Origin of the sequence: Bacillus sp. FSL K6-0255, assembly GCF_045040725.1 — a bacterium.
Classification (GTDB): Bacteria; Bacillota; Bacilli; order Bacillales; family Bacillaceae; genus Bacillus; species Bacillus subtilis.
On the sequence record NZ_CP150278.1, the window covers coordinates 2,879,343 to 2,899,152 of the forward strand.

The following is a 19,810-nucleotide window of genomic DNA, read 5'->3' on the forward strand; positions in this document are numbered from 1 at the left end:
ATATCAATCAGATATTTTTGACTCTTCATTCGAATCTAACAATCTCTTGGCGCTTTCATATAAAAAATAAGAGGCTTTGATAATGGCAGTTTCATCAATTGTAAATGCAGGGTGGTGCCAATCATGATCACCGTCTGTTCCAAAAAACGCAAAGGATCCCGGAATATGCTCAAGATAATAAGCAAAATCTTCCCCCGCGGTTGATGGGGCGGGATCAATGACTTGAAGTTTCGCTTTATGCGCAGCGTCTCGCACCAGCCCCGTAATTGCCTCATCATTACAAAGCGGCGGCGGTCCGGAATGCCACTTCACATTTGCCTTTAACGAGAAAGCGGCAGAAATCTGCTCTGTGACTGCAAAAAAACGCTGTTTCACTTGATTACGAACCTCTGAATCAAATGTACGAACAGTGCCCTCAATGACCACTGTATCCGGAATGACATTCCAAGTGCTGCCGCCGTTGATTTTCCCTATGGTTAAAATCGCGCTTTGCAGCGGGTTTACATTTCTGCTTACAATCGTTTGCAGGGCGACAATAAGCTGAGAGGCGCCGACAATTGGATCAAAACCATTATGCGGCAATGCTGCATGAGCACCTTTCCCTTCTATCTCTACTTTAAATCGGTCAACAGCAGCCATAAGCGGGCCTGTTTTTAACCCTACAGTCCCAACCGCGATATCCGGTTTATTATGAAGGCCAATAACCGCATCAATGCCATCCAGTTGGCCGTCCTCTATCACTTTTGCAGCGCCTGCACCCGCTTCCTCTGCTGGCTGAAATAATAAACGAATCTTCCCTTTCAGACTGTCTTGATTTTCCTTCAATAAAAAGGCCGCACCAAGAAGCGCTGCCGTATGAAAATCATGACCGCACGCATGCATGATCCCTTTATGTTTAGACGCATAAGGCAATCCTGTTTTTTCTTCAATTGGCAAGGCGTCAATATCAGCCCTCAAAGCAATCGCCGGACCTTCTGACTCCCCTGCTATGTCTGCGAACACACCCGTTTTTAGAGCAGTAGGGCGAATCTGTATCCCCTTTTCTTTAAGGCATTTTTTTATAAAAGCAGTTGTTTCAAATTCTTCTTTTGACAGTTCAGGATATTGGTGCAGGTGCCGGCGAATGCCGATGAGCTGCTTTTCTAGCGTTGAGAGATTTACGGGATTAGACTCCTCTTTCAACGTCAGGATGTCATTTCCTGTAGTCTGATATGGATAGGAGCCTTCTATATTTCTCCAATAATCCAAAGACATATGTTCCGCTCCTTTCCCTATCCCAATATATTTTCTTCAGACTCTTCAACATAAGATGAAATAAATCGGTTCAATTTATCAGCAAGACCGCCCGCCCCAAATCTTATATACTTGCTGGAAACTTTCGGATTATCTTCTTTCAAAAAGCTTAAAAAAGATAAAATATAAATGCGCCTGTAAGCTACTTGTGTAATTCCGTACTCAAAAAACCAGTTATCAATGACATTGTATACGCCTCGGTTGACGCCATATAGGTTGTTACATTTCTTGTAAAAGCAGAGATCCGGAAGATTTAACTCCTGATGGGAAAGCAGGCTTTCTTTTTTGTTCGGTGCCATAATCCCAATCAGCTCAAAGCGTTTTGCAACGCACGAAATATCCTTTTTAATTTGCTTTGTTAAAGACTCCAAAGAATCAAACCTTCTTTCTTCTCTAATTTTAAAGAGAATGCTGCATTCGATTTTTTCTCCATAGATGTCTCTATGAAAGTCAAACAAAAAAATCTCCAATGTCCTTTTAAGGTTAGAGCCCACCGTCGGTTTCACACCGATATTCATAACCCCTAAATGAAATTGGTGATTGACTGTCGCCAGAACCCCATAAACTCCATTACGCAGCCCATGCATTTTTGCATCTACATTTGCCGTGGGGAATCCAAGCTTTCTGCCTAATTGTTTTCCTTTCACAACCGTACCGGCAATGATCGTCAAAAAAGTCAGCCTCCCCTCTCAGCTTCCGCATTCGATCAGACGAAACCTATTGATGTGATGAATGTAAAACGGATTGATGCTGCGGAATGCCAAGGCCGAGATTTTCCCGCAAGGTCCTGCCGCGATAATCTTGACGATAAAGCCCTCTTTCTTGAAGAATCGGAATCACCTTTTCTACAAAAGCATCAAGTGTACCCGGTATATCCGACCCAATGATAAACCCATCCGCCGCCTCAGCGTTGAACCAAGTTTCAATTAAGGATGCGACACGCTCTGGTGTTCCGATGAATAGAGTCCGTGGAAAAGCCATTTCCTGTGCTACCTCCCGCAATGTCAGATTTCTGGCTTTTGCTTCTCTCTTAATCCGGTCTGTTGTGCTTTGAAACGCATTCTTTCCCACATCGCCAATATCGGGAAATGGCTCATCCAACGGGTAAACACTCAGATCATAATCATCAAAAAAACGAGCCAAATAAGTAACAGCATTTTCAATCGGTATCAATTCTGCAAATTCACGATACTTCTTTTCCGCCTCTTCTTCCGTATCTGCCACAATCGGGCTGATTCCTGGAAAAATCCGCACACTTGAAGGATCACGCCCTTCATCAGCAGCTCGCCTTTTCACATCCGCATAAAACGCTTTTGTCTCTTCTAATGAATTGGAATGGGTAAAAATCGCATCCGCATTTTTAGCAGCAAACTGCCGGCCTGTTTCTGATGAGCCCGCTTGAAACACTACAGGCTCTCCCTGCTTAGAGCGCCCGATATTCAAGGGCCCCTCTACTTGAAAATACTTTCCTTTATGATTCAGGCGATGAAGCTTCGCCGGATCGAAAAACTGCCCTGTTTTCTTATTGTGTATAAATGCGTCATGCTCCCAGGAATTCCACAGCCCGCGCACAACATCCAAATGCTCCTGCGCGATTTCGTAACGTTCAGTGTGTTCTGGCAGATTGGACTTACTATGATTGCGCGCCGCCCCTTCCTGCGGCGAAGTAACCAGATTCCAGCCGGCCCTGCCCCCGCTGATATGGTCCAGCGACATTAATTGTCTGGAGATAGTGAATGGCTCAGTAAAAGATGTAGAGAACGTCCCTACTAAACCAATATTTTTGGTAACCGATGCCAGCGCAGATAAAATGGTGATCGGTTCAAAACGGTTTAAAAAATGAGGAATTGATTTTTCAGAAATAAATAAGCCGTCTGCAATGAAAATAAAACTAAACAAACCTTTTTCAGCTGTTTGCGCCTTTTTCATGTAAAATTCAATATTCGTGCTGGCCGAGGGATCAACATCGGGATGACGCCAGCCGTCAGTTGTTCCCCCGACACCGTGAATCATGGCTCCAAACTGAATAAAATCTGAACGTGTCATCTTTTTGCCTCCTTTATCTGTGCATGATTAGCAAGTGCAAGATCAAGGTGTTCAATGCCGATTTCAGTTATCCCTTGATAGTGATTGCCGCGCCCGATTTCGACCACAGGCACATGGCGTACCCCATATTTCGCCTGTAAAATATCTCGAAGTTCCTCTTTCTCTGAAACATCGATATTTTGGAACGGGAACCCTTTTTCATTCAAATAATTCTTGACTTCCTCACAATACGAACAGCCTTTTTTACTCCAAACCACAATGTTCAAAACATCACTCATTCTTCTGTCCCTCCTTAACGTTTTGCAGCTAAAACTGCATCGCTCAGCAGCTGATAAGACAGCTGTTTTTCTTCAGCATTTTTGATAGGTGTAAAAATAACAAAATCATTGATTTTGTATGTGCCTGATAAACGTGTTAATTCTTCTGCCACTTCTTCCTTTGTTCCGGCAATAATCCCGGTTTTTTGCACGATGATGTCATAGGGCTCTGTGACGTTTTCCAGATAGGCCTCAGCCTGTTCGCGGGAACCGACGTTGACCTTACGCCCGTCTTTCAAATCCACTTTTATCGATTCACGCGACACAATATGTTTTTCCGCTTCTTCTTTTGTATGTGCCGCAAAAACAGCGGGGGCAAGATGAAATTCAGCCTCAGATCCTGGCGGGAGATGCGCGTCAAATGCTCGGCGGGCTTCCTTCAGCACTTCCTCTTCACCGTTAATAAAGTAAGCAAAGACAAAAGAGATTCCCAGTTTTGCAGCCGAAATGGCACTCTCTGCGCTTCCTCCCAATAGAAAAATACCCGGCTTCTGATCAACCTGCGGCCTAGGACGCAATGCGGCATAGCGGTGGGTATCAGGAAAATCATCCCGAACGAAATGAGTAAGCTCCTCCAGTTTTTCATCAAACTGACGCACCGGTTTTTTATATTCGGCCTGCAGCGCGTCTGTGGACAGCTGAAACCCGCCGGGCGCTTTGCCCACTCCAAGATCTATACGGCCGGGAGCTAACGCTGATAGAAGATGGAATTGCTCCGCTACTTTATAAGAGCTGTAATGCTGCAGCATCACTCCGCCTGATGCTAAACGAATTTTTCTTGTGCTTGCAGCAAGATAGCCTAAAAGAACCTCGGGTGCAGACCCTGCAATCTCATCATTGTTGTGATGTTCGGCCACCCAAAATCGGTGATATCCACACTCTTCAGCCATTTGTGCCAAGTTCACTGTATGCTGTAATGTATCAGCTGCTGTCTCCCCTTCACCAATCAAGCTTTGGTCTAAAATACTTAAGCGGATCATATCACCGGCTCCTTTATGTGTTCTTTTGGTTCAAATAAATATTCCGGCGAAACACGGCGGAGAAACTGCCTCGTTCTGTCTTTTTTGGTATGGCGGAAGACTTCCTCCGGGGTTCCTTGTTCAACAATGACTCCTTCATCCATAAAAACAACTTGATCAGAGACCCTTCTTGCAAACTCCATTTCATGTGTAACAACAATCATGGTGGCTCCGGTTTTCACGATTTCCAGCATTACCTCCAGCACTTCACCGACCAGCTCCGGGTCAAGCGCTGCCGTCGGCTCATCGAACAGCAGCACATCAGGATGAATGGCAAGCGCCCTTGCTATCCCTACCCTCTGCTTTTGTCCTCCCGATAACTGACTCGGATAAGCGTTCAATTTATCTTGAAGCCCGACCTTTCTCAGTTCATTTTCCGCTACGGCATACGCGTCTTGTTTTCTCATTTTCCGGGCAATCGTCAAGCCCTCCATGACATTTTCAATCACCGTTTTGTGAGCAAACAGGTGGTATTGCTGAAATACCATTGCCGTCTGTTTTCTGAGCCAGTGAACCTCTTTTTTGGACGGAAAGCGGCAATTAATCACTTTGTCATGTATAGAAATAATCCCTTCGTCTGGACGTTCTAATAAATTCAGGCACCGTAAAAAGGTGGTTTTCCCTGATCCGCTCGGCCCGATAATCGTCACAACTTCTCCCTTGCGTACCGTGAGATTTATCCCTTTTAATACATGGTGGATGCCAAACTGTTTATGGATATTTTTAATCTCAATCATAAAGTGCCTCCTTGAAATCTGGCTGCCTTTCTCTCTAATACTCCATTTGCGGATTCTAGGATTAGAGTCAGCACCCAATAGATAATCGCTGCTCCGATAAACGCTTCTAAAAATGCATAATTATCAGAAGCAACGATAGTCGCCGTCCCTGTAATCTCTGGGACAGCCACTATAGCCGCGATAGAGGTGGTATGCAAAAAGCCGATACCCAAATTTGTGAAGTTTGGGATGGAAACCATCAGCGCCTGCGGCAATATTACACGCCGAAAGGTTTGGCTGTGTGTCAAGCCGATTGAATAAGCCGCTTCGACCTGTCCGGTATCCATCGCCAGAATGCCTGACCGGATGATTTCTGTGAGATAAGCTCCGGCAGTTAAAGACAAGGCCATGATGACAAACATGGAGACCGGTATCTCATTGGCGGACCAGCCGAGATGAAAAAAACTGCTGACTTGATCTGCAACAGGAGGTATCCCTAAATAAATCAACATAATGTGAAGGATTGCAGGTGTACTTCGAAAGAAAGACACATAAAACCTTGAGCAAGCCACCAAGCCCTTAATTCTAAAAATTCTAACAATTATATTTCCAAGAGCCACGAGAAATCCAAACACAATCGGCAAAACAGCCATCATCAATGTCAGAGGAATGGTCTTTACCATTTCTTTCATGGCGGAAACGATAAATGGAAAGTCAAATTGCAATCTTCTCCCCCCTCATCCGAAGAAATATATCAATGTATGTTCATGTCAAAAACAGTAACAATCCTTGTTTGATTCTTCTTGATTCGTTTTTCTGCCACTCGAAAGAACCATTCGAATAAAACTGCAACAGCATAATAAACAATCGATAGCGCAATGTAAACTTCAAGAGAATGGTTGCTTGAGGTAATCAGTGTTTGGCCCCTTCCGGACATATCCATAACACCTATTGAAAAAGCTAGAGATGTATCTTTTAAAGAACTGATCACCATGTTTCCCATATTCGGAAATGCCTGGACAAGTGCCTGGGGCAGAACGATTCGCCTGAAGGCCTGACTACCGCTTAAGCCAATACTGTACGCCGCTTCCGTTTGGCCTTTATCTACACTGCCCACCCCCGCTCGAATGATTTCTGCGGCTGCCGCTGCATTGCTTAACGCGTAGGTTGCGACAGCAGCATAAAACGGGTCCATTTTTGATGTATCAATCCCGATAAGCCCCGTAAGCGCCGGGATTCCGTAAAACACGATGAAAAGCTGCACCATGATAGGCGTTCCCCTGAAAAATGAGATATACACTTTTGCCAATTGATTTACAATTGGAATATTGTAGATGCGGGGCAGTGCCAGAAAGAGTCCTAATACAAAACCGAAAAGCAAGGACAGTGTTAAAATGTATAATGTAACCGGTAAATAAGCGGTTAACGTCGGCACAAAATCTCCAATCATGTTCATATCAAACGCTTTTTCCATCACTGCTCCCTCTCTTTTCACCTAATACTGCTCTTTGGAATAGTCGTCACCAAGCCATTTTAAACTGAGTTTTTTCAGCGTTCCGTCATCAATGATTTCCTGTAAGGCTTTATCAATATCGTCACTTAACGTTTGTTCATTTTTGTTAAACATAAAATACACTTTGGCATTTGAAAGCACATGACCGACGGTTTTTTCTTTAATAGCGCTCGTCTTGTTTTGAAAGTCTACTGCAAAAGGCGTTGAGATCGTTGCGTCCGCACGCCCCGATTTCAGCTGATTCGCAGTCTCATTTGCGCCTTGGCCCTCATAGGCAATCTCAAACGGCCGTCCATTATCCTCATTCCATTTTTTCAGTACAAGCGCTCCGTTGGAGGTTGCACTCGTAATCACCCGTTTTCCTTTTAAGTCTTCAATTCCACGGATCGTATCGTTATTTTGAAGCACAGTAATTTTTAAAGGAAAATGGTTGTAAGCAACCTTGTTAAACAGAAATTTTTTCTCACGCTCTTTGCTTTTCTCCATTTGATGTGCCACGATATCGACTTTATGCTGTCCGAGGCTGACAAGCAGGTTGGAAAATTCCATCGTTTTAAATGTGAATTTATAATGTGGCAGGCGCTTATCAAGCTCTTTGATCAGTTCGACATCATAACCGGTTAAATCGCCTTTTTCATCGATAAAGCAAATATTCGGAAATTGGGTTCCAGTTCCGACCGTGATCGTCTGTACCTTCTTTTGCCCGGCTCCCGTCGTTTGACTGCCTGCACCGCAAGCTGACAGAACTGTTATAAGCGAAAATAATATTGCCATGAATGCTGCTTTCGTTTTCATCTCATCGCCCCATTTATTTTTCAAAACTTGATTTTGAATAATCTGCCCCGAGCCATTTTCGGCTTAGTTTTTTTAGCGTTCCGTTTTTCTCCAGCTTTTTAATCGCTTGATCCGTGTCATCCGCCAAGGTTTGGCTGCCTTTATTAAACATAAAGTACACCTCGGTATCTAATAACACGTCACCGACTGTCTTTTGGCGGAAGGCGTGCGTTTTATTCTGAAAATCGACGGCAAACGGTGTAGCTATCGTTGCATCTGCGCGCCCGGTTTCAATTTGATTGGCGGTGTCATTGCTTCCCTGTCCCGCATATTTCAAATGAATCGGGCTGCCGTGCGTTTTGTTGTACTTTGTAATATAATCTGCCGCATTTGACGTGGCGCCAACTATGACTGTTTTTCCGTGTAAGTCTTTTAATGTATGAATCTTGTGATTATCCTCTTTCACCGTGATGTACATCGGCGAGTAGTTATATGGGACTTTATGATACAAAAAACGCTTTTCTCGTTCTTTATTTTTGGCCATATTGTGCGCAATCACATCAATTTTTTTATTTCCGAGACTCGTCAGCAAATTTGAGAAATCCATCGTTTTAAATTCAAATGTATATTGAGGCAACTCCTTATCGATGGCTTTCATCACTTCAATGTCATACCCGGTCAAATCGCCTTTTTCATTTAAAAACGCAATATTCGGAAAATCTGTTCCAGTGCCGATTATGACTGTTTGAGCCTGACGATCTGTTTTGTTATTTGTTTGCGAACATCCCCCGCCAAGTAATGCAAACACTGACAGCAGCAAAACCAATCCTTTACGCTTATTCATAGGCTGCCTCACATCATGCCCAGCTGGGCGCACCTAAAAGCGTTGGGTTAAATCGTTCCGGAATCAGAACCTTGTGCATCATCACACCTATGTCCCCGTCTTTTTCCTGCTCAAAATACACTTCATACCCTCTCCTTCTGTACATGTCAGCAAGCCAAGGATGCTTGCGCGCGGATGTGCCGAGTGTCAGCGCAGGAGCCTTCAGCATATCTCGAAGCACTTTTTCTTCAACATACGTAAGCAGCTTACTTCCGGCGCCTTGCCCTTTATATTCCGGCAGTGTCGCAAACCACCATACAAACGGATATTTTGAAGGAGGCGTCTCACTCTCCCACGGGAACCTGATTGTAATCGTTGAAATCAGCTTCCCATCCCGCTCCAGCACAATCGCTGAATGATGTTCAATATTTTCTGATACCATTTGGATATCAGCTCTCGTGGATGGCCAATCAATATCCAGCTGCCGAATGGGCTGAAATGCGCTGTTAACCAGTTTCAACAGCTCCGATGCATCTTCAACAGTTGCCAGTCGAAAAATATCCTCACTCATTTTTGTCACTCCTCTTCACAAAATATATAATTCCTATTTGTTTACTAAGCTTTTATTGTTTATACTATAAAGCATACTCTGATCTTTGACTAATCAAAAAAAGTAAACCTTCACTTCAGTAATTTTAATGATGAAAAACAGGAGGGAGCACATTGGAGTTACGCTCAATCAAAACGTTTCATACGATTGTAAAATTTGGAAGCTTCTATAAAGCTGCAGAAATACTCAACTACTCGCAGCCGACGATATCGATGCGTATGAAGCAATTGGAGCAGGATTTAGGCGTACTGCTGTTTGAAAGAGGAAAAAGCCTGCAGTTGACAAAAGCAGGGAAACTTTTTTATGAACGAACAGGAGATCTTTTGATACAATACGAGGCGCTTAAACACAACCTCTCCGACTTAAAAGAAGAAGAGGCAGGCATTATCAACATAGGGGTTTCAGAGCCAACCGCCAGTCTGATATTCCCCGAGATTTTAAAGAATTTCTTAAAGGATTACCCAAAGATAACAGTTAATATCAAGGTTGATGACGCCAATACCTGCAGTCAAAAGCTCTTAGACGGGACGATTGATTTTGCAGTCTGCGGCGAGCCGGAGCTGATTCTTGAAAATTACTACCATCCATTTTTTTATGACACATTAAATGTGATTGTATCTGATCAACATCCGCTCGCTGAGAAGAAGGCTGTCCATTTGTCTGATTTAGCAGAAGAGCGCTTCATATTTACGCCCGCCAATTGCCCCATTCGCTTACAAATTGAACAGCACTTACATAGAGAACTCGGGAATCGCTACAAAAAAATGGAGCTCACAAGCAGCATGTCACATGAATATTACGTTCGTGAAAACATCGGAATTTCAATCTTTACCAGCACCGCACATTCTAAACCGTTCAACGGCACTAAAGTTATTCCAATTCTGAACCTGGATATCAGCCCGCCCATAGGGCTGTTGACAAATCAAAAAGAAGTTCATTTTGACCGCGCCACGAAGGACTTGATCGCCCGGATAACCAAACGTTTTCAGCAGCGCAGCAAAGAATTGGAAGGAACCTCTGATAAGACCATTACAGGATAACTGAAAAAATAAAAACCACCTCCTGATTCATCAGGAGATGGTTTCACGGTTTAAAGCTCGATCGTCTCACCGACCGACATGACTTTGCCGACTCCGCCCGGCAGGCTGTCAGCGAATGCTTCTGGGTCTTGTTCGATGACCGGGAATGTATTGTAATGCACCGGCACGACCTGTTTTGCGCGCAGCCATTCAGCAGCAAGCTTGGCGTCTTCAGGCCCCATCGTAAAGTTATCGCCAATCGGAAGGAAAGCAAGGTCGATATGATTCAATTCGCCAATGAGTTTCATATCAGAGAAAAGAGCCGTATCGCCCGCGTGGAAAATCGTTTTATCTTCTACAGTCAGCAAAATACCGGCAGGCATGCCTGTGTAAGTGATCGTTTTGTTTTCTTCATCTGTGATGGCTGATCCATGAAAGGCCTGTGTGAGCTTCACTTTTCCAAAATCGAACTGGCGGGAGCCGCCAATATGCATTGGATGAACATTCAAGCCTTTCCAGCCTAAGTACACAGCGAGCTCGTTTGGGGCTATAACTAACGCGTTATTTTGCTTGGCGATTTGTTCAGTATCACCGACATGGTCATTGTGGCCGTGCGTTAGTAAGATGACATCCGCTTTTACATCCTCCGGCTTTATATCCGTTAATGAATTCCCTGTTAAAAACGGATCAAAAATAATATGATGGTCCTTCGTTTCCACTGTGATTACAGAATGTCCGTGATATGTCACTTTCATTTCTTTCACCTCGTCACATGATTTTGATTTTTTTATTTTCCCTTTTTAAAAAGCTGAAAAACTTATGTTGTTTGATTCTTGTTAATAACATTGAGGCCTCCGGTGGCTTCAATGACAGTCCCTGTTACAAGGTCTGAGTTCTCCTCACACAAGAAAGCGATAATCCGGGCGATATCCTCGCCTGTACCGGATCTTCCTATCGGCGTTTTTTCTTTGCCGATTCGCATTCTGGCTTCCTCTATCGATGCTTCTTTCATGTCGCCGACAATGTCTCCCGGGCAAACCATGTTGGCGGTTATGCCGAATTCGGCTTCTTCAATGGCAATTGTCTTCGTCAAAGAAGCCAAGCCCACTTTCGCAGCGCCAAATGCCGATCGGTGAAGCCAGCCGGGCGCGTGAGCCGCACCTTGGAATCCGTACGTAATGATGCGTCCAAATTGCTGTTTTCTCATAATAGGAATAACCGCTTTGAATAAATGAAAGACGGCGCTTAAATTTCCTTCCAGCATGCCATACCATTCATCATCAGTATAATCGGCTAACTTTTTACGTTCAAATATGTATGGTCCCGCGTTGTTAATCAAAAAGTCGATCCTTCCGAAGCGGTTTAAGGCAGCCTCTGCAATACGCAGCAGATCTTCTTTTTTGGTGACATCACCTTTTACAAATTGCAGCCGGTCAAGACAATCGGGACAGGCTTCCTTCAGGCGGCTGACTGCCTCCTCATCCTGTCTGTAATTGACTGTTACTGAATACCCCTTTGCAAGCAACGTTTCAGTCACTTTGCGGCCTAAACCCTTCGAACCGGCAGTAATTAAAGCATGTCGCACATGAATACCTCCCAAAGCAACGTCGCCGCTTTCAATAAAGTGTTTCTTCTTCTACTTTACTATAAAAGGCTTGCAATATCACTTTTTACACTTTGGCATACAAAAAAAGCTGCCTGTACAGACAGCTTATTCTGCAGGAGATGAAGACTCCTGATCAGGCATATCGACATAACCGCTTTGATATGCTTCTGAAATGAGCCTTGTTGTCTCCTGGCTTTCTTGTTCATCATAAATATAGCGTTCCGGTTCTTTTTTCATCATTCTGCCTCCCATCATTATAGAGGTAGGTTGGCTATAATGACGGGATTTTATGAAGGAAATTTTAACAAACTCCTGCTGCCACGCAAGCTTTCGCTTTTTCAAGCGCCTGTTCCACCTGTTTGAATCCGGTGCCCCCGGCGCTCATTCTTTTTTCAACTGCGTAGTAAGGGTCTAACACAGTGTAAATATCTTCTTCGAATAGTGTGCTCGCCTGCTGAAACTCGCCAAACGGCATATCGCTTAAATAGATCCCTCTTTCGATGCATGTGTACACAAGTTTCCCGACCACTTCATGCGCTTCTCTGAACGGCATTCCTTTTTTAGCTAAATAATCGGCCAGTTCCGTCGCGTTTGAAAAGTCTTGTTTTGTTGCTTGCTTCATGACGTCTTTGTTTACAGTCATTGTTTGGATCATGCCTGTGAAGATTTGCAGGCTGCCCTCCACCGTTTTCACCGTGTCAAACATGCCCTCTTTGTCTTCCTGCAGATCTTTGTTGTAAGCGAGCGGAAGTCCTTTCATGATCGTAAACAGACCCATCATATCGCCGTATACGCGCCCTGTTTTGCCGCGGATCAGCTCCGCCATATCAGGGTTTTTCTTTTGCGGCATCATGCTGCTTCCTGTTGCGTACGTATCGTCAAGCTCGATGAATTTAAACTCCTGCGAGCACCATAAAATGATTTCTTCAGAGAAACGGGATAGGTGCATCATCAGCATACTGCTGTTGCTTAAAAACTCCAAAATGAAGTCTCTGTCGCTGACGCCGTCCAAGCTGTTTTCATAAATGGAATCAAAGCCGAGCAGCTCTGCTGAATAATCACGGTCAATTGGGAAGGTTGTTCCCGCGAGCGCCCCGCAGCCGAGCGGAGATTTGTTAATCCGCTTCATTGAATCCTGAAAACGCTCCTTGTCGCGCTCAAGCATCCAGAAATACGCAAGCAGATGGTGAGCGAATGAAATCGGCTGGGCGCGCTGCAAATGTGTGTAGCCCGGCAGAATCGTTTCAACGTTCGCTTCCGCCTTTTCAATCAGCGTACTTTGGAATGCCTCAATCAGCTCGATGATGTGGCCGACATGATTCTTCAAGTATAAATGCATGTCAGTCGCCACCTGGTCATTCCGGCTTCTGCCGGTATGCAGCTTGCCGCCAAGAGGACCGATTTCGTCAATGAGCATTTTCTCAATGTTCAAATGAATATCCTCATAATCGACTGAGAATTCCAATGCTCCCTCCTTTGCTTTTTGCAAAAGGGTATTCAGGCCCTCTCGGATTTTCAGCTCTTCTTCTGCTGTCAGAATACCGCATTTTTTCAGCATGGCAGCATGCGCGAGAGACCCTGTAATGTCTTCAGCAACTAAATTTTGGTCAAATGATATGGACGCGCCGAACTCGTCGACCCATTTTTCCGGTGTTTTTTGAAATCGGCCTCCCCAAAGCTTCTTCATGCTTTAATCTGCTCCTTCTTTTTCACGATGCTGTTCACTTTTGTCGGAAGTCCCCAAAGCTCGATAAATCCGATTGCTGCATGGTGATCAAATGCATCGTCTTTTGTATATGTTGCAAGTTTTTCATCATATAGAGAGTATTCTGATTTACGTCCTTCTACAATTGCATGGCCTTTAAACAGCTTCACGCGGACAATGCCTGTGACATGCTTTTGCGTTTCTTTTAAGAAAGCGTGCAGCGCATCTTTTAACGGCGAGAACCATAAGCCGTTGTAAATGATCTCTGACATTTTTTGCTCGATGATCGGTTTAAAGTGGGCTACCTCTTTCACCAGTGTCAAATCTTCTAATTCTTTATGCGCTTTGATCAGTGTCATCGCACCAGGGCATTCGTATACTTCCCGGGATTTAATGCCGACGAGGCGGTTTTCCACGTGGTCGATACGTCCGACACCGTGCGCGCCCGCCATTTCATTCAGCTTCAAGATCAGCTCAGAAAGCGAGTAGGAAACACCGTCAATGGAGACAGGCACGCCTTGTTCAAATGCAATTTCAATCACTTCCGGCGTGTCCGGCGTTTTTTCCAGCGGAGCTGTTAAATCGTATGCACCTTCTGGCGGCGCCGCCCATGGATCTTCTAAAATGCCGCACTCATTGGCGCGTCCCCAGAGGTTTTGGTCGATAGAATACGGGCTGTCAAGATTGATCGGAATCGGAATGCCGCGGCTAGCCGCATATTCAATTTCTTCTTCACGTGACCACTGCCATTCGCGAACCGGCGCGATGACTTCAAGGTCAGGGTTTAATGATTTAATGGAGACTTCGAAACGAACCTGGTCATTTCCTTTCCCTGTGCATCCGTGGGCAATCGCCTGTGCATCTTCTTTTTCCGCAATTTCAACCAGTTTTTTCGCGATCAGCGGTCGAGATAATGCCGAAACAAGCGGGTATTTTCCTTCATACATTGTGTGGGCCTGCAAAGAGATAAGCGCGTAATCCTGTGCAAATTCTTCTTTTGCATCGATCACGTAGGAGTTTGTCGCGCCGACTTCAAGCGCTTTCTGCTGAACAAATGCCAAATCTTTGCCCTCACCGACATCCAGGCAGCAGGCGATAACATTATATCCTTGCTCCTGAAGCCATTTTATTGCGACGGAAGTATCAAGACCTCCTGAGTATGCTAATACGACTTTTTTCTGTTCTGACATGATAAAAATCCCCTCTCAACCGTGTTTCTATTTTGTATAAAAATAAATTATATTTAATAAAAATACATTTTGTATGTATACACTTTAACAAGTACGTTTCGTTTTTTCAAGCCTTTTATAAAAAAACTTCACCTAAATTTCAGGTGAAGTTTCATAGTATTTATTCATTTACTTGTCTTTTCTGATTTCTCTGACCACATGTGCAAGTTCGGGAATAATCAGCTTATTCATTGCCAGCTTTACTGCGCCGCTTGAGCCTGGCGTTGAGAAAACAGCGGTATGCTGAATGACGCCGGCAGTTGCTCTCGACATGATTGCGGCAGAGCCGATATCCTCTGTATAACTCAGCATCCTAAATATTTCTCCAAAGCCCGGCAGTTCTTTCGAAAACAGCGGCGTTATGGCTTCAATTGTGACATCCCGATCTGCTATGCCTGTCCCTCCGTTTAAGAGTACCGCGTCTGTCTGTTCATCCATGCAGCCCGCAAGCACTGACCGCTGCAAAGCATCCTTTTCGTCTTTTACAATTTCATATGCAGCAATATGATGACCAGCTTCTTCTAAAAATGAGATCATCAGCTTGCCGCTTTTATCGGTTTCCTCTGTCCTCGTGTCACTGACAGTAATCACTTTGCACCGAACGATATCGGGAGCTTCTTGTTTATGCTCTTGAACGCTCATTGGCCCACCTCTTTTATGTTTTCTGTCTGTCACTATCATGCATCAACAAAAAAGCACATTCAAGAGAATGTGCTTTCATGCGATTTATTTTGCTAAACGAACAACGTCGCGCGCAATCATGACTTCTTCATCAGTCGGAATGATCATGACTTTTACTGGAGAATGCGGATAGCTGATGAAAGCTTCCTCGCCGCGCACGTTATTAAGCGCAGGATCCCAGTATACGCCCATGAATTCTAAACCGCGAAGAACGCGTTCTCTGACTTCCACACTGTTTTCACCGATACCGGCAGTAAAGATGATCGCATCGACACCGCTCATTCTTGCAGCGTAAGAACCGATGTATTTGTGGATTCTGCTTGCGAATACTTCAAGAGCCGTTTCCGCGCGCTCATTTCCTTCTTTCGTTGCTTCAACGATGTCACGAAGATCGCTTGAGAAACCGGAAATGCCGAGCAGTCCGCTTTTTTTGTTTAATGTATTCAGTACTTCGTCAGCCGTTTGGCCTGTTTTCTCCATGATGTATGGGATCAGGGCAGGGTCGATGTTTCCAGAGCGTGTGCCCATTGCTACACCGGCAAGCGGCGTAAAGCCCATGGATGTGTCAATAGATTTTCCGCCTTCAACAGCGGCAATACTTGCTCCGTTTCCAAGGTGGCAGGAAATCAGGCGCAAGTCTTTTAACGGACGGCCGAGAAGCTCTGCCGCACGCTCAGTTACATATTTATGTGAAGTGCCGTGGAAGCCGTATTTACGTATGCCGAATTTTTCATAGTATTCATACGGCAAGCTGTAAAGGTAAGACTGCTCAGGCATTGTTTGGTGGAATGCTGTATCAAATACAGCTACCGCAGGAACATTTGGAAGCACTTCTTTGAACGCTTTAATTCCAACGATATTTGCCGGATTGTGAAGCGGTGCCAATTCAGAAATATCTTCGATTTCCTTAATGGTTTCATCCGTTAATAAAACAGAATCGCTGAATTTTTCTCCGCCGTGAACGACACGATGGCCAATTCCGTCAATTTCATTCAAGTCTTTAATAATGCCGAATTCCGTTAACTTATTCAGCAGCATTTTAACAGCTACCGCATGATCCGGAATATCAGTTACTTCTGTATTTTTTTCGCCGTTCACAGAAATTGTGAATACACTGTCGGCGATACCGATTCGTTCAACTAACCCCTTCGTTAAAACGGTTTCTGAAGGCATTTCGAAAAGCTGAAATTTCAAAGACGAGCTTCCTGCGTTAATTGCAATAATTTTGGACATGATTGACGCTCCTTTATACTCTGTATCAACAACTTCGTTTTTCGTACTTTTTTCTCGGTGAATATCAACATCTTCTCCGAAAAATATCTGACTTTTCCATTTAAACATTGTCATGTCGGCTTTTCAAGTCAACTTGCGTATTGATAACGCTTACAATAAGAAGTCGTTATTTTCAGACACATTCCCTATAGGTTTTGTATTGATGAACGCTTACAATTTGCGGTTTTTCCCTCTGTATTTTGTGTTTCAAAGCTGGATTCAATTCGTCAAGTCCGGTCTTCAAAAGCATAAATAAAAGCAGCTTAGGCATCGACCTCATACGGCTGCCTAAGCTGCTTTTAAAACACTTACTTTTCTTTTTTAAACCATTCATCAAATTGAGCCATCATATCAAGCATCGCCTTTTGATTGGAGAAAGACGGAAGATTCGCAAGCAGAATTTGCCCCGGCGCTTTCGTATTCTCTCCTTGTTTCTGAAGCACAAGGATGCTTTTGGCATGAGCTTCGTCTTTAAAAATAGATTTTGGCAGCTGCAACAGTGCGTTGATATGAACCTTATCTTTGAAAAACTGTTTCAGCTTGCCGCTTTGGGAGCTCTCAAACAAATGATTCGGAATCATAAAAAATAAGTAGCCGCCCGATTTGGTATGCTTGACGCTCTGTTCAATAAACAGATGATGAGCGAAGGAATGGCCTTCGTCAGCTTTGAGCTCAAACGCTTCTGCTCCTTCGTCATTCGGATAATAGCCGACTGGCAGATCACAAATGACCGTGTCAACTGGATCGATAAACAACGGCTCAAGGCTGTCCTGGTGGAAAAGCTCAAGCTCTTTTTTCAGAAGGTTCGCTTGGGCATAGGCGATCTTCAAGAGCACATCATCAATTTCAATGCCAAAGCTGTTTGCCGTTTTTTCAGACAGCTGGTTCAGCACGGTAAACAGAAGGTTCCCAGTTCCCAGGGCTGGATCAAGAATGGTCAGTTCCTTTTTGTCCGCCATAAATTTATTCACCAAATAGCTGATGAAAAGCCCGATCGTATCCGGCGTCATTTGTCTGTTTGGATGGGAGATATCTTTCATTCCTTTAAGGACGGCAAGCTGAAAAGCCTTGCGTACCCACTCATGCTCATACGTGCCGAATTCCGCTTTTTCAAGCAGAGCCTGAAGTTGTTTGGTTTTCTGATCAGCAGGCAGTTTCAGCTGATCCGTTTTTTCAAGAAAATACATTTCTCCTGCTTCGGCCAGCGCCTCTATATATGAAATCTGCAATTCATTCTTTATCATAATCGCGGCTTCGTTTAACAGCTCATACACCGCACCTACATGGTCTTTTTGCATATTGTGTTCCTCCTTGCCATGAAAAAAGCTCCGGCGGCAGCCTGGAGCTTTTTTCCCTGCTTACTTCACTAATGCCTTAGCAGCCTCAATTGGCTTTTCATAGTTCGGGTGGTTTGTTGCTTCGCTTACATATTCAGCGTAAACGACTTTTCCGTTCTCATCAAGGACAAATACGGAACGAGCAAGCAGACGAAGTTCTTTAATATACACACCGAACGCTTCGCCAAATGACATATCTCTGTGGTCAGACAGTGTTTCCACTTTGTCAATTCCGTTAGCGCCGCACCAGCGCGCTTGCGCGAATGGAAGGTCTGCACTGATTGTGTAGACGTTGACATCTCCAAGCTTTGCAGCTTCTTCGTTAAAACGGCGTGTTTGTGCATCACAAACACCTGTATCAATTGAAGGGATAACAGAAATAATCGTTACCTTTCCTTTCATGTCAGCTAACGATTTTTCTTCAAGGCTGTTAGTCAGCACTGTGAAATCAGGAGCTTGATCTCCTACCTTCACTTCTTGTCCGACAAGTGTAACCGGACCGCCTTTGAATGTAATTTCAGCCATTATAATTCCTCCCTTTTGTATGTATGTCTCTATCATAGTAAAGTTTCCTGCAAACTGCAAAGTTTATGCCAAAAAAAAGTTAACTGCGGCCAGCGCAGTTAACTTTTTTTTAATAATTCATATTGTTCATTTGGTTTTGATTTTGGCCCTGGCCTTGGTTCTTGTTATTTTTCTTGAACATTTGCTGGATGCGTTCGAGTGTTTGAGGGGCTGCGTCTAAAATTTTCTCTATTAAATGGGTATTTTCATCTAAATGAAGCATTCTGATGCCTGTCGATCCGACAATTAAAAACGCGATCGGCGTAATGGACACACCGCCCCCGCTTCCGCCTCCGAAAGGAAGTTTCTGTTCTCTTGTCTCATCGTCTTCCGATTTCTTTTCGGCCGGCTTTCCGCCAAACTCGCTTCCGCCTGCGGCGAATCCGAATCCAACTTTAGAAACAGTTAAAATCACACTTCCATCAGGCGTTTCTACTGGATCTCCGATGATGGTGTTAACATCAATCATTTCCTTCAAGTTTTCCATTGCGGTTTTCATTAAACCTTGGATGGGATGGTCTGCCATATACGCTTCCTCCTTAAACTGATGAATCATTCTTTGAAGTCATTCTAGCCGACGGATTCTTCTTTAATACGGATAGCTCCCGTCCGTATTTGACGAATTTGAAAGCTGCAAGCATAGCATGTCCAAAGCGAAAAAAGAATATACACTGAAAATGGGTCTTGGAAACAGGGACTTGAAACGACGGGATCACCTCATAGACAGGTTTATTCACAAAGTCCAGGTGGTCGTAGAGCATTGCTGCGATACCGCCCTTCACACCCCATACAGCACCTGTTAACACACCTGTCACTGCCGCGTCCTGAATTCCGATTACTGTAACCCATTCTAGTTTTGTGATATGTAAATGCGCGAGAAAAGACGCGCTGATTTTTCGTAGTCTGGTAACCTGATGCAAAAGCATTTCGATTTTATTAATGCTTTGCTGCACATCATTTTGTGTAATTTTTTTCTTTCCGCTGCTTTTTTTCATTTTAGATTCAGTTTTTTGTTTGATATCCACTGTTCCGTCTTCTTTGTTCACCTTAATCGCCGGGATTGTTTTTTTGATCCTTATAAGGCCAAACAGCGCCGTAATCTTCAAGGTCAATTTGTCATTATCAGCGGCATGAAGATACTCCAGCGCGACATGGATTTTCATTCTGAGAAGCAGTACGATCCCTATGAGAATAAGAATGGCTATCAGTACATACACCATATTCTTCACTTCCTCTAGGAGCATTATCGCCAATTCCTAAAAAAATAAACCCGGACGGAGGTCCGG

The 19,810-nt window shown here is 44.1% G+C and carries 24 protein-coding genes; 1 reads left to right on the top strand and 23 read right to left on the bottom strand.

From position 1 onward, the window contains the following. Positions 1 to 3: 3 nt before the first annotated feature. Genes sndA through snaA form a run of 11 tightly spaced genes read right to left on the bottom strand, consistent with a single transcriptional unit; the run spans position 4 to position 9,072 of the window. Positions 4 to 1,254, bottom strand: a complete 1,251-nt coding sequence (gene sndA / locus MHB62_RS15050; protein ID WP_032722337.1) for an S-alkyl-N-acetyl-metabolite deacetylase SndA — start codon at positions 1,252 to 1,254, stop codon at positions 4 to 6. Between the two features lie 17 nt (positions 1,255 to 1,271). Next, on the bottom strand, positions 1,272 to 1,964 hold the full coding sequence (ribR, locus tag MHB62_RS15055) for an RNA-binding riboflavin kinase RibR (protein WP_029318236.1): 693 nt from the start codon (positions 1,962 to 1,964) through the stop codon (positions 1,272 to 1,274). A 46-nt stretch (positions 1,965 to 2,010) separates the two neighbouring features. Next, positions 2,011 to 3,339, bottom strand: coding sequence for an LLM class flavin-dependent oxidoreductase (locus tag MHB62_RS15060; protein ID WP_032722338.1), 1,329 nt, complete (start codon positions 3,337 to 3,339; stop codon positions 2,011 to 2,013). Further along, positions 3,336 to 3,617, bottom strand: coding sequence for a glutaredoxin family protein (locus tag MHB62_RS15065; RefSeq protein WP_019712897.1), 282 nt, complete (start codon positions 3,615 to 3,617; stop codon positions 3,336 to 3,338). Before MHB62_RS15065 ends, MHB62_RS15060 begins: the two co-directional genes overlap by 4 nt. 14 nt (positions 3,618 to 3,631) lie before the next feature. Then, entirely contained in the window at positions 3,632 to 4,636 is a 1,005-nt protein-coding gene (locus MHB62_RS15070; RefSeq protein WP_032722339.1) for an LLM class flavin-dependent oxidoreductase, read from the bottom strand. Beyond that, positions 4,633 to 5,412, bottom strand: a complete 780-nt coding sequence (tcyN, locus tag MHB62_RS15075; RefSeq protein WP_004398701.1) for a sulfur-containing amino-acid ABC transporter ATP-binding protein TcyN — start codon at positions 5,410 to 5,412, stop codon at positions 4,633 to 4,635. The genes MHB62_RS15070 and tcyN overlap by 4 nt, the downstream gene beginning before the upstream one ends. Then, a complete protein-coding gene (gene tcyM / locus MHB62_RS15080; RefSeq protein WP_032722340.1) occupies positions 5,409 to 6,116 on the bottom strand; it encodes a sulfur-containing amino acid ABC transporter permease TcyM in 708 nt (235 codons plus the stop codon). Before tcyM ends, tcyN begins: the two co-directional genes overlap by 4 nt. Before the next feature lie 29 nt (positions 6,117 to 6,145). Further along, on the bottom strand, positions 6,146 to 6,865 hold the full coding sequence (tcyL, locus tag MHB62_RS15085) for a sulfur-containing amino acid ABC transporter permease TcyL (protein ID WP_004399112.1): 720 nt from the start codon (positions 6,863 to 6,865) through the stop codon (positions 6,146 to 6,148). Between the two features lie 21 nt (positions 6,866 to 6,886). Next, complete coding sequence (gene tcyK, locus MHB62_RS15090) at positions 6,887 to 7,699, bottom strand: sulfur-containing amino acid ABC transporter substrate-binding protein TcyK (RefSeq protein ID WP_029726404.1); 813 nt, start codon at positions 7,697 to 7,699, stop codon at positions 6,887 to 6,889. A gap of 13 nt (positions 7,700 to 7,712) precedes the next feature. Then, positions 7,713 to 8,522 carry a sulfur-containing amino acid ABC transporter substrate-binding protein TcyJ gene (gene tcyJ / locus MHB62_RS15095; RefSeq protein ID WP_032722341.1) on the bottom strand — a complete coding sequence of 270 codons (810 nt, stop codon included), beginning with the start codon at positions 8,520 to 8,522 and terminating at the stop codon, positions 7,713 to 7,715. Between the two features lie 13 nt (positions 8,523 to 8,535). Next, positions 8,536 to 9,072, bottom strand: a complete 537-nt coding sequence (snaA, locus tag MHB62_RS15100) for an N-acetyltransferase SnaA (protein WP_015251464.1) — start codon at positions 9,070 to 9,072, stop codon at positions 8,536 to 8,538. A gap of 152 nt (positions 9,073 to 9,224) precedes the next feature. Here snaA and ytlI point away from each other — a divergent pair, with 152 nt between their 5' ends. Further along, positions 9,225 to 10,151 (top strand): LysR family transcriptional regulator YtlI, encoded by a 927-nt coding sequence (ytlI, locus tag MHB62_RS15105; protein WP_032722342.1) that lies wholly within the window; start codon positions 9,225 to 9,227, stop codon positions 10,149 to 10,151. Positions 10,152 to 10,201: 50 nt separating this feature from the next. Here ytlI and MHB62_RS15110 read toward each other — a convergent pair whose 3' ends face one another. The 12 genes from MHB62_RS15110 to MHB62_RS15165 form a co-directional block, all read right to left on the bottom strand. Then, on the bottom strand, positions 10,202 to 10,885 hold the full coding sequence (locus MHB62_RS15110; protein ID WP_003245964.1) for a metal-dependent hydrolase: 684 nt from the start codon (positions 10,883 to 10,885) through the stop codon (positions 10,202 to 10,204). Positions 10,886 to 10,947: 62 nt separating this feature from the next. Further along, positions 10,948 to 11,715, bottom strand: a complete 768-nt coding sequence (locus MHB62_RS15115; RefSeq protein ID WP_004398521.1) for an SDR family oxidoreductase — start codon at positions 11,713 to 11,715, stop codon at positions 10,948 to 10,950. Between the two features lie 126 nt (positions 11,716 to 11,841). After that, positions 11,842 to 11,976, bottom strand: coding sequence for a hypothetical protein (locus MHB62_RS15120; RefSeq protein ID WP_004399018.1), 135 nt, complete (start codon positions 11,974 to 11,976; stop codon positions 11,842 to 11,844). Between the two features lie 61 nt (positions 11,977 to 12,037). Beyond that, a complete protein-coding gene (gene argH, locus MHB62_RS15125) occupies positions 12,038 to 13,423 on the bottom strand; it encodes an argininosuccinate lyase (protein WP_032722343.1) in 1,386 nt (461 codons plus the stop codon). After that, positions 13,420 to 14,631 (bottom strand): argininosuccinate synthase, encoded by a 1,212-nt coding sequence (locus MHB62_RS15130; protein WP_003229357.1) that lies wholly within the window; start codon positions 14,629 to 14,631, stop codon positions 13,420 to 13,422. Before MHB62_RS15130 ends, argH begins: the two co-directional genes overlap by 4 nt. 168 nt (positions 14,632 to 14,799) lie before the next feature. Beyond that, a complete protein-coding gene (locus MHB62_RS15135) occupies positions 14,800 to 15,312 on the bottom strand; it encodes a molybdenum cofactor biosynthesis protein B (protein WP_003229354.1) in 513 nt (170 codons plus the stop codon). Positions 15,313 to 15,396: 84 nt separating this feature from the next. Further along, a complete protein-coding gene (locus MHB62_RS15140) occupies positions 15,397 to 16,584 on the bottom strand; it encodes an acetate kinase (RefSeq protein WP_003223511.1) in 1,188 nt (395 codons plus the stop codon). A 172-nt stretch (positions 16,585 to 16,756) separates the two neighbouring features. After that, positions 16,757 to 16,960 (bottom strand): hypothetical protein, encoded by a 204-nt coding sequence (locus tag MHB62_RS15145; RefSeq protein WP_123372909.1) that lies wholly within the window; start codon positions 16,958 to 16,960, stop codon positions 16,757 to 16,759. Beyond that, positions 16,932 to 17,921 (bottom strand): class I SAM-dependent methyltransferase, encoded by a 990-nt coding sequence (locus tag MHB62_RS15150; protein ID WP_032722344.1) that lies wholly within the window; start codon positions 17,919 to 17,921, stop codon positions 16,932 to 16,934. Before MHB62_RS15150 ends, MHB62_RS15145 begins: the two co-directional genes overlap by 29 nt. Positions 17,922 to 17,981: 60 nt before the next feature. After that, on the bottom strand, positions 17,982 to 18,485 hold the full coding sequence (gene tpx, locus MHB62_RS15155) for a thiol peroxidase (protein ID WP_003223506.1): 504 nt from the start codon (positions 18,483 to 18,485) through the stop codon (positions 17,982 to 17,984). Positions 18,486 to 18,594: 109 nt separating this feature from the next. Beyond that, positions 18,595 to 19,050, bottom strand: coding sequence for a GerW family sporulation protein (gene ytfJ, locus MHB62_RS15160; RefSeq protein WP_003223504.1), 456 nt, complete (start codon positions 19,048 to 19,050; stop codon positions 18,595 to 18,597). Between the two features lie 13 nt (positions 19,051 to 19,063). Next, positions 19,064 to 19,744 (bottom strand): DUF2953 domain-containing protein, encoded by a 681-nt coding sequence (locus MHB62_RS15165; protein WP_029726407.1) that lies wholly within the window; start codon positions 19,742 to 19,744, stop codon positions 19,064 to 19,066. Between the last annotated feature and the right edge of the window lie 66 nt (positions 19,745 to 19,810).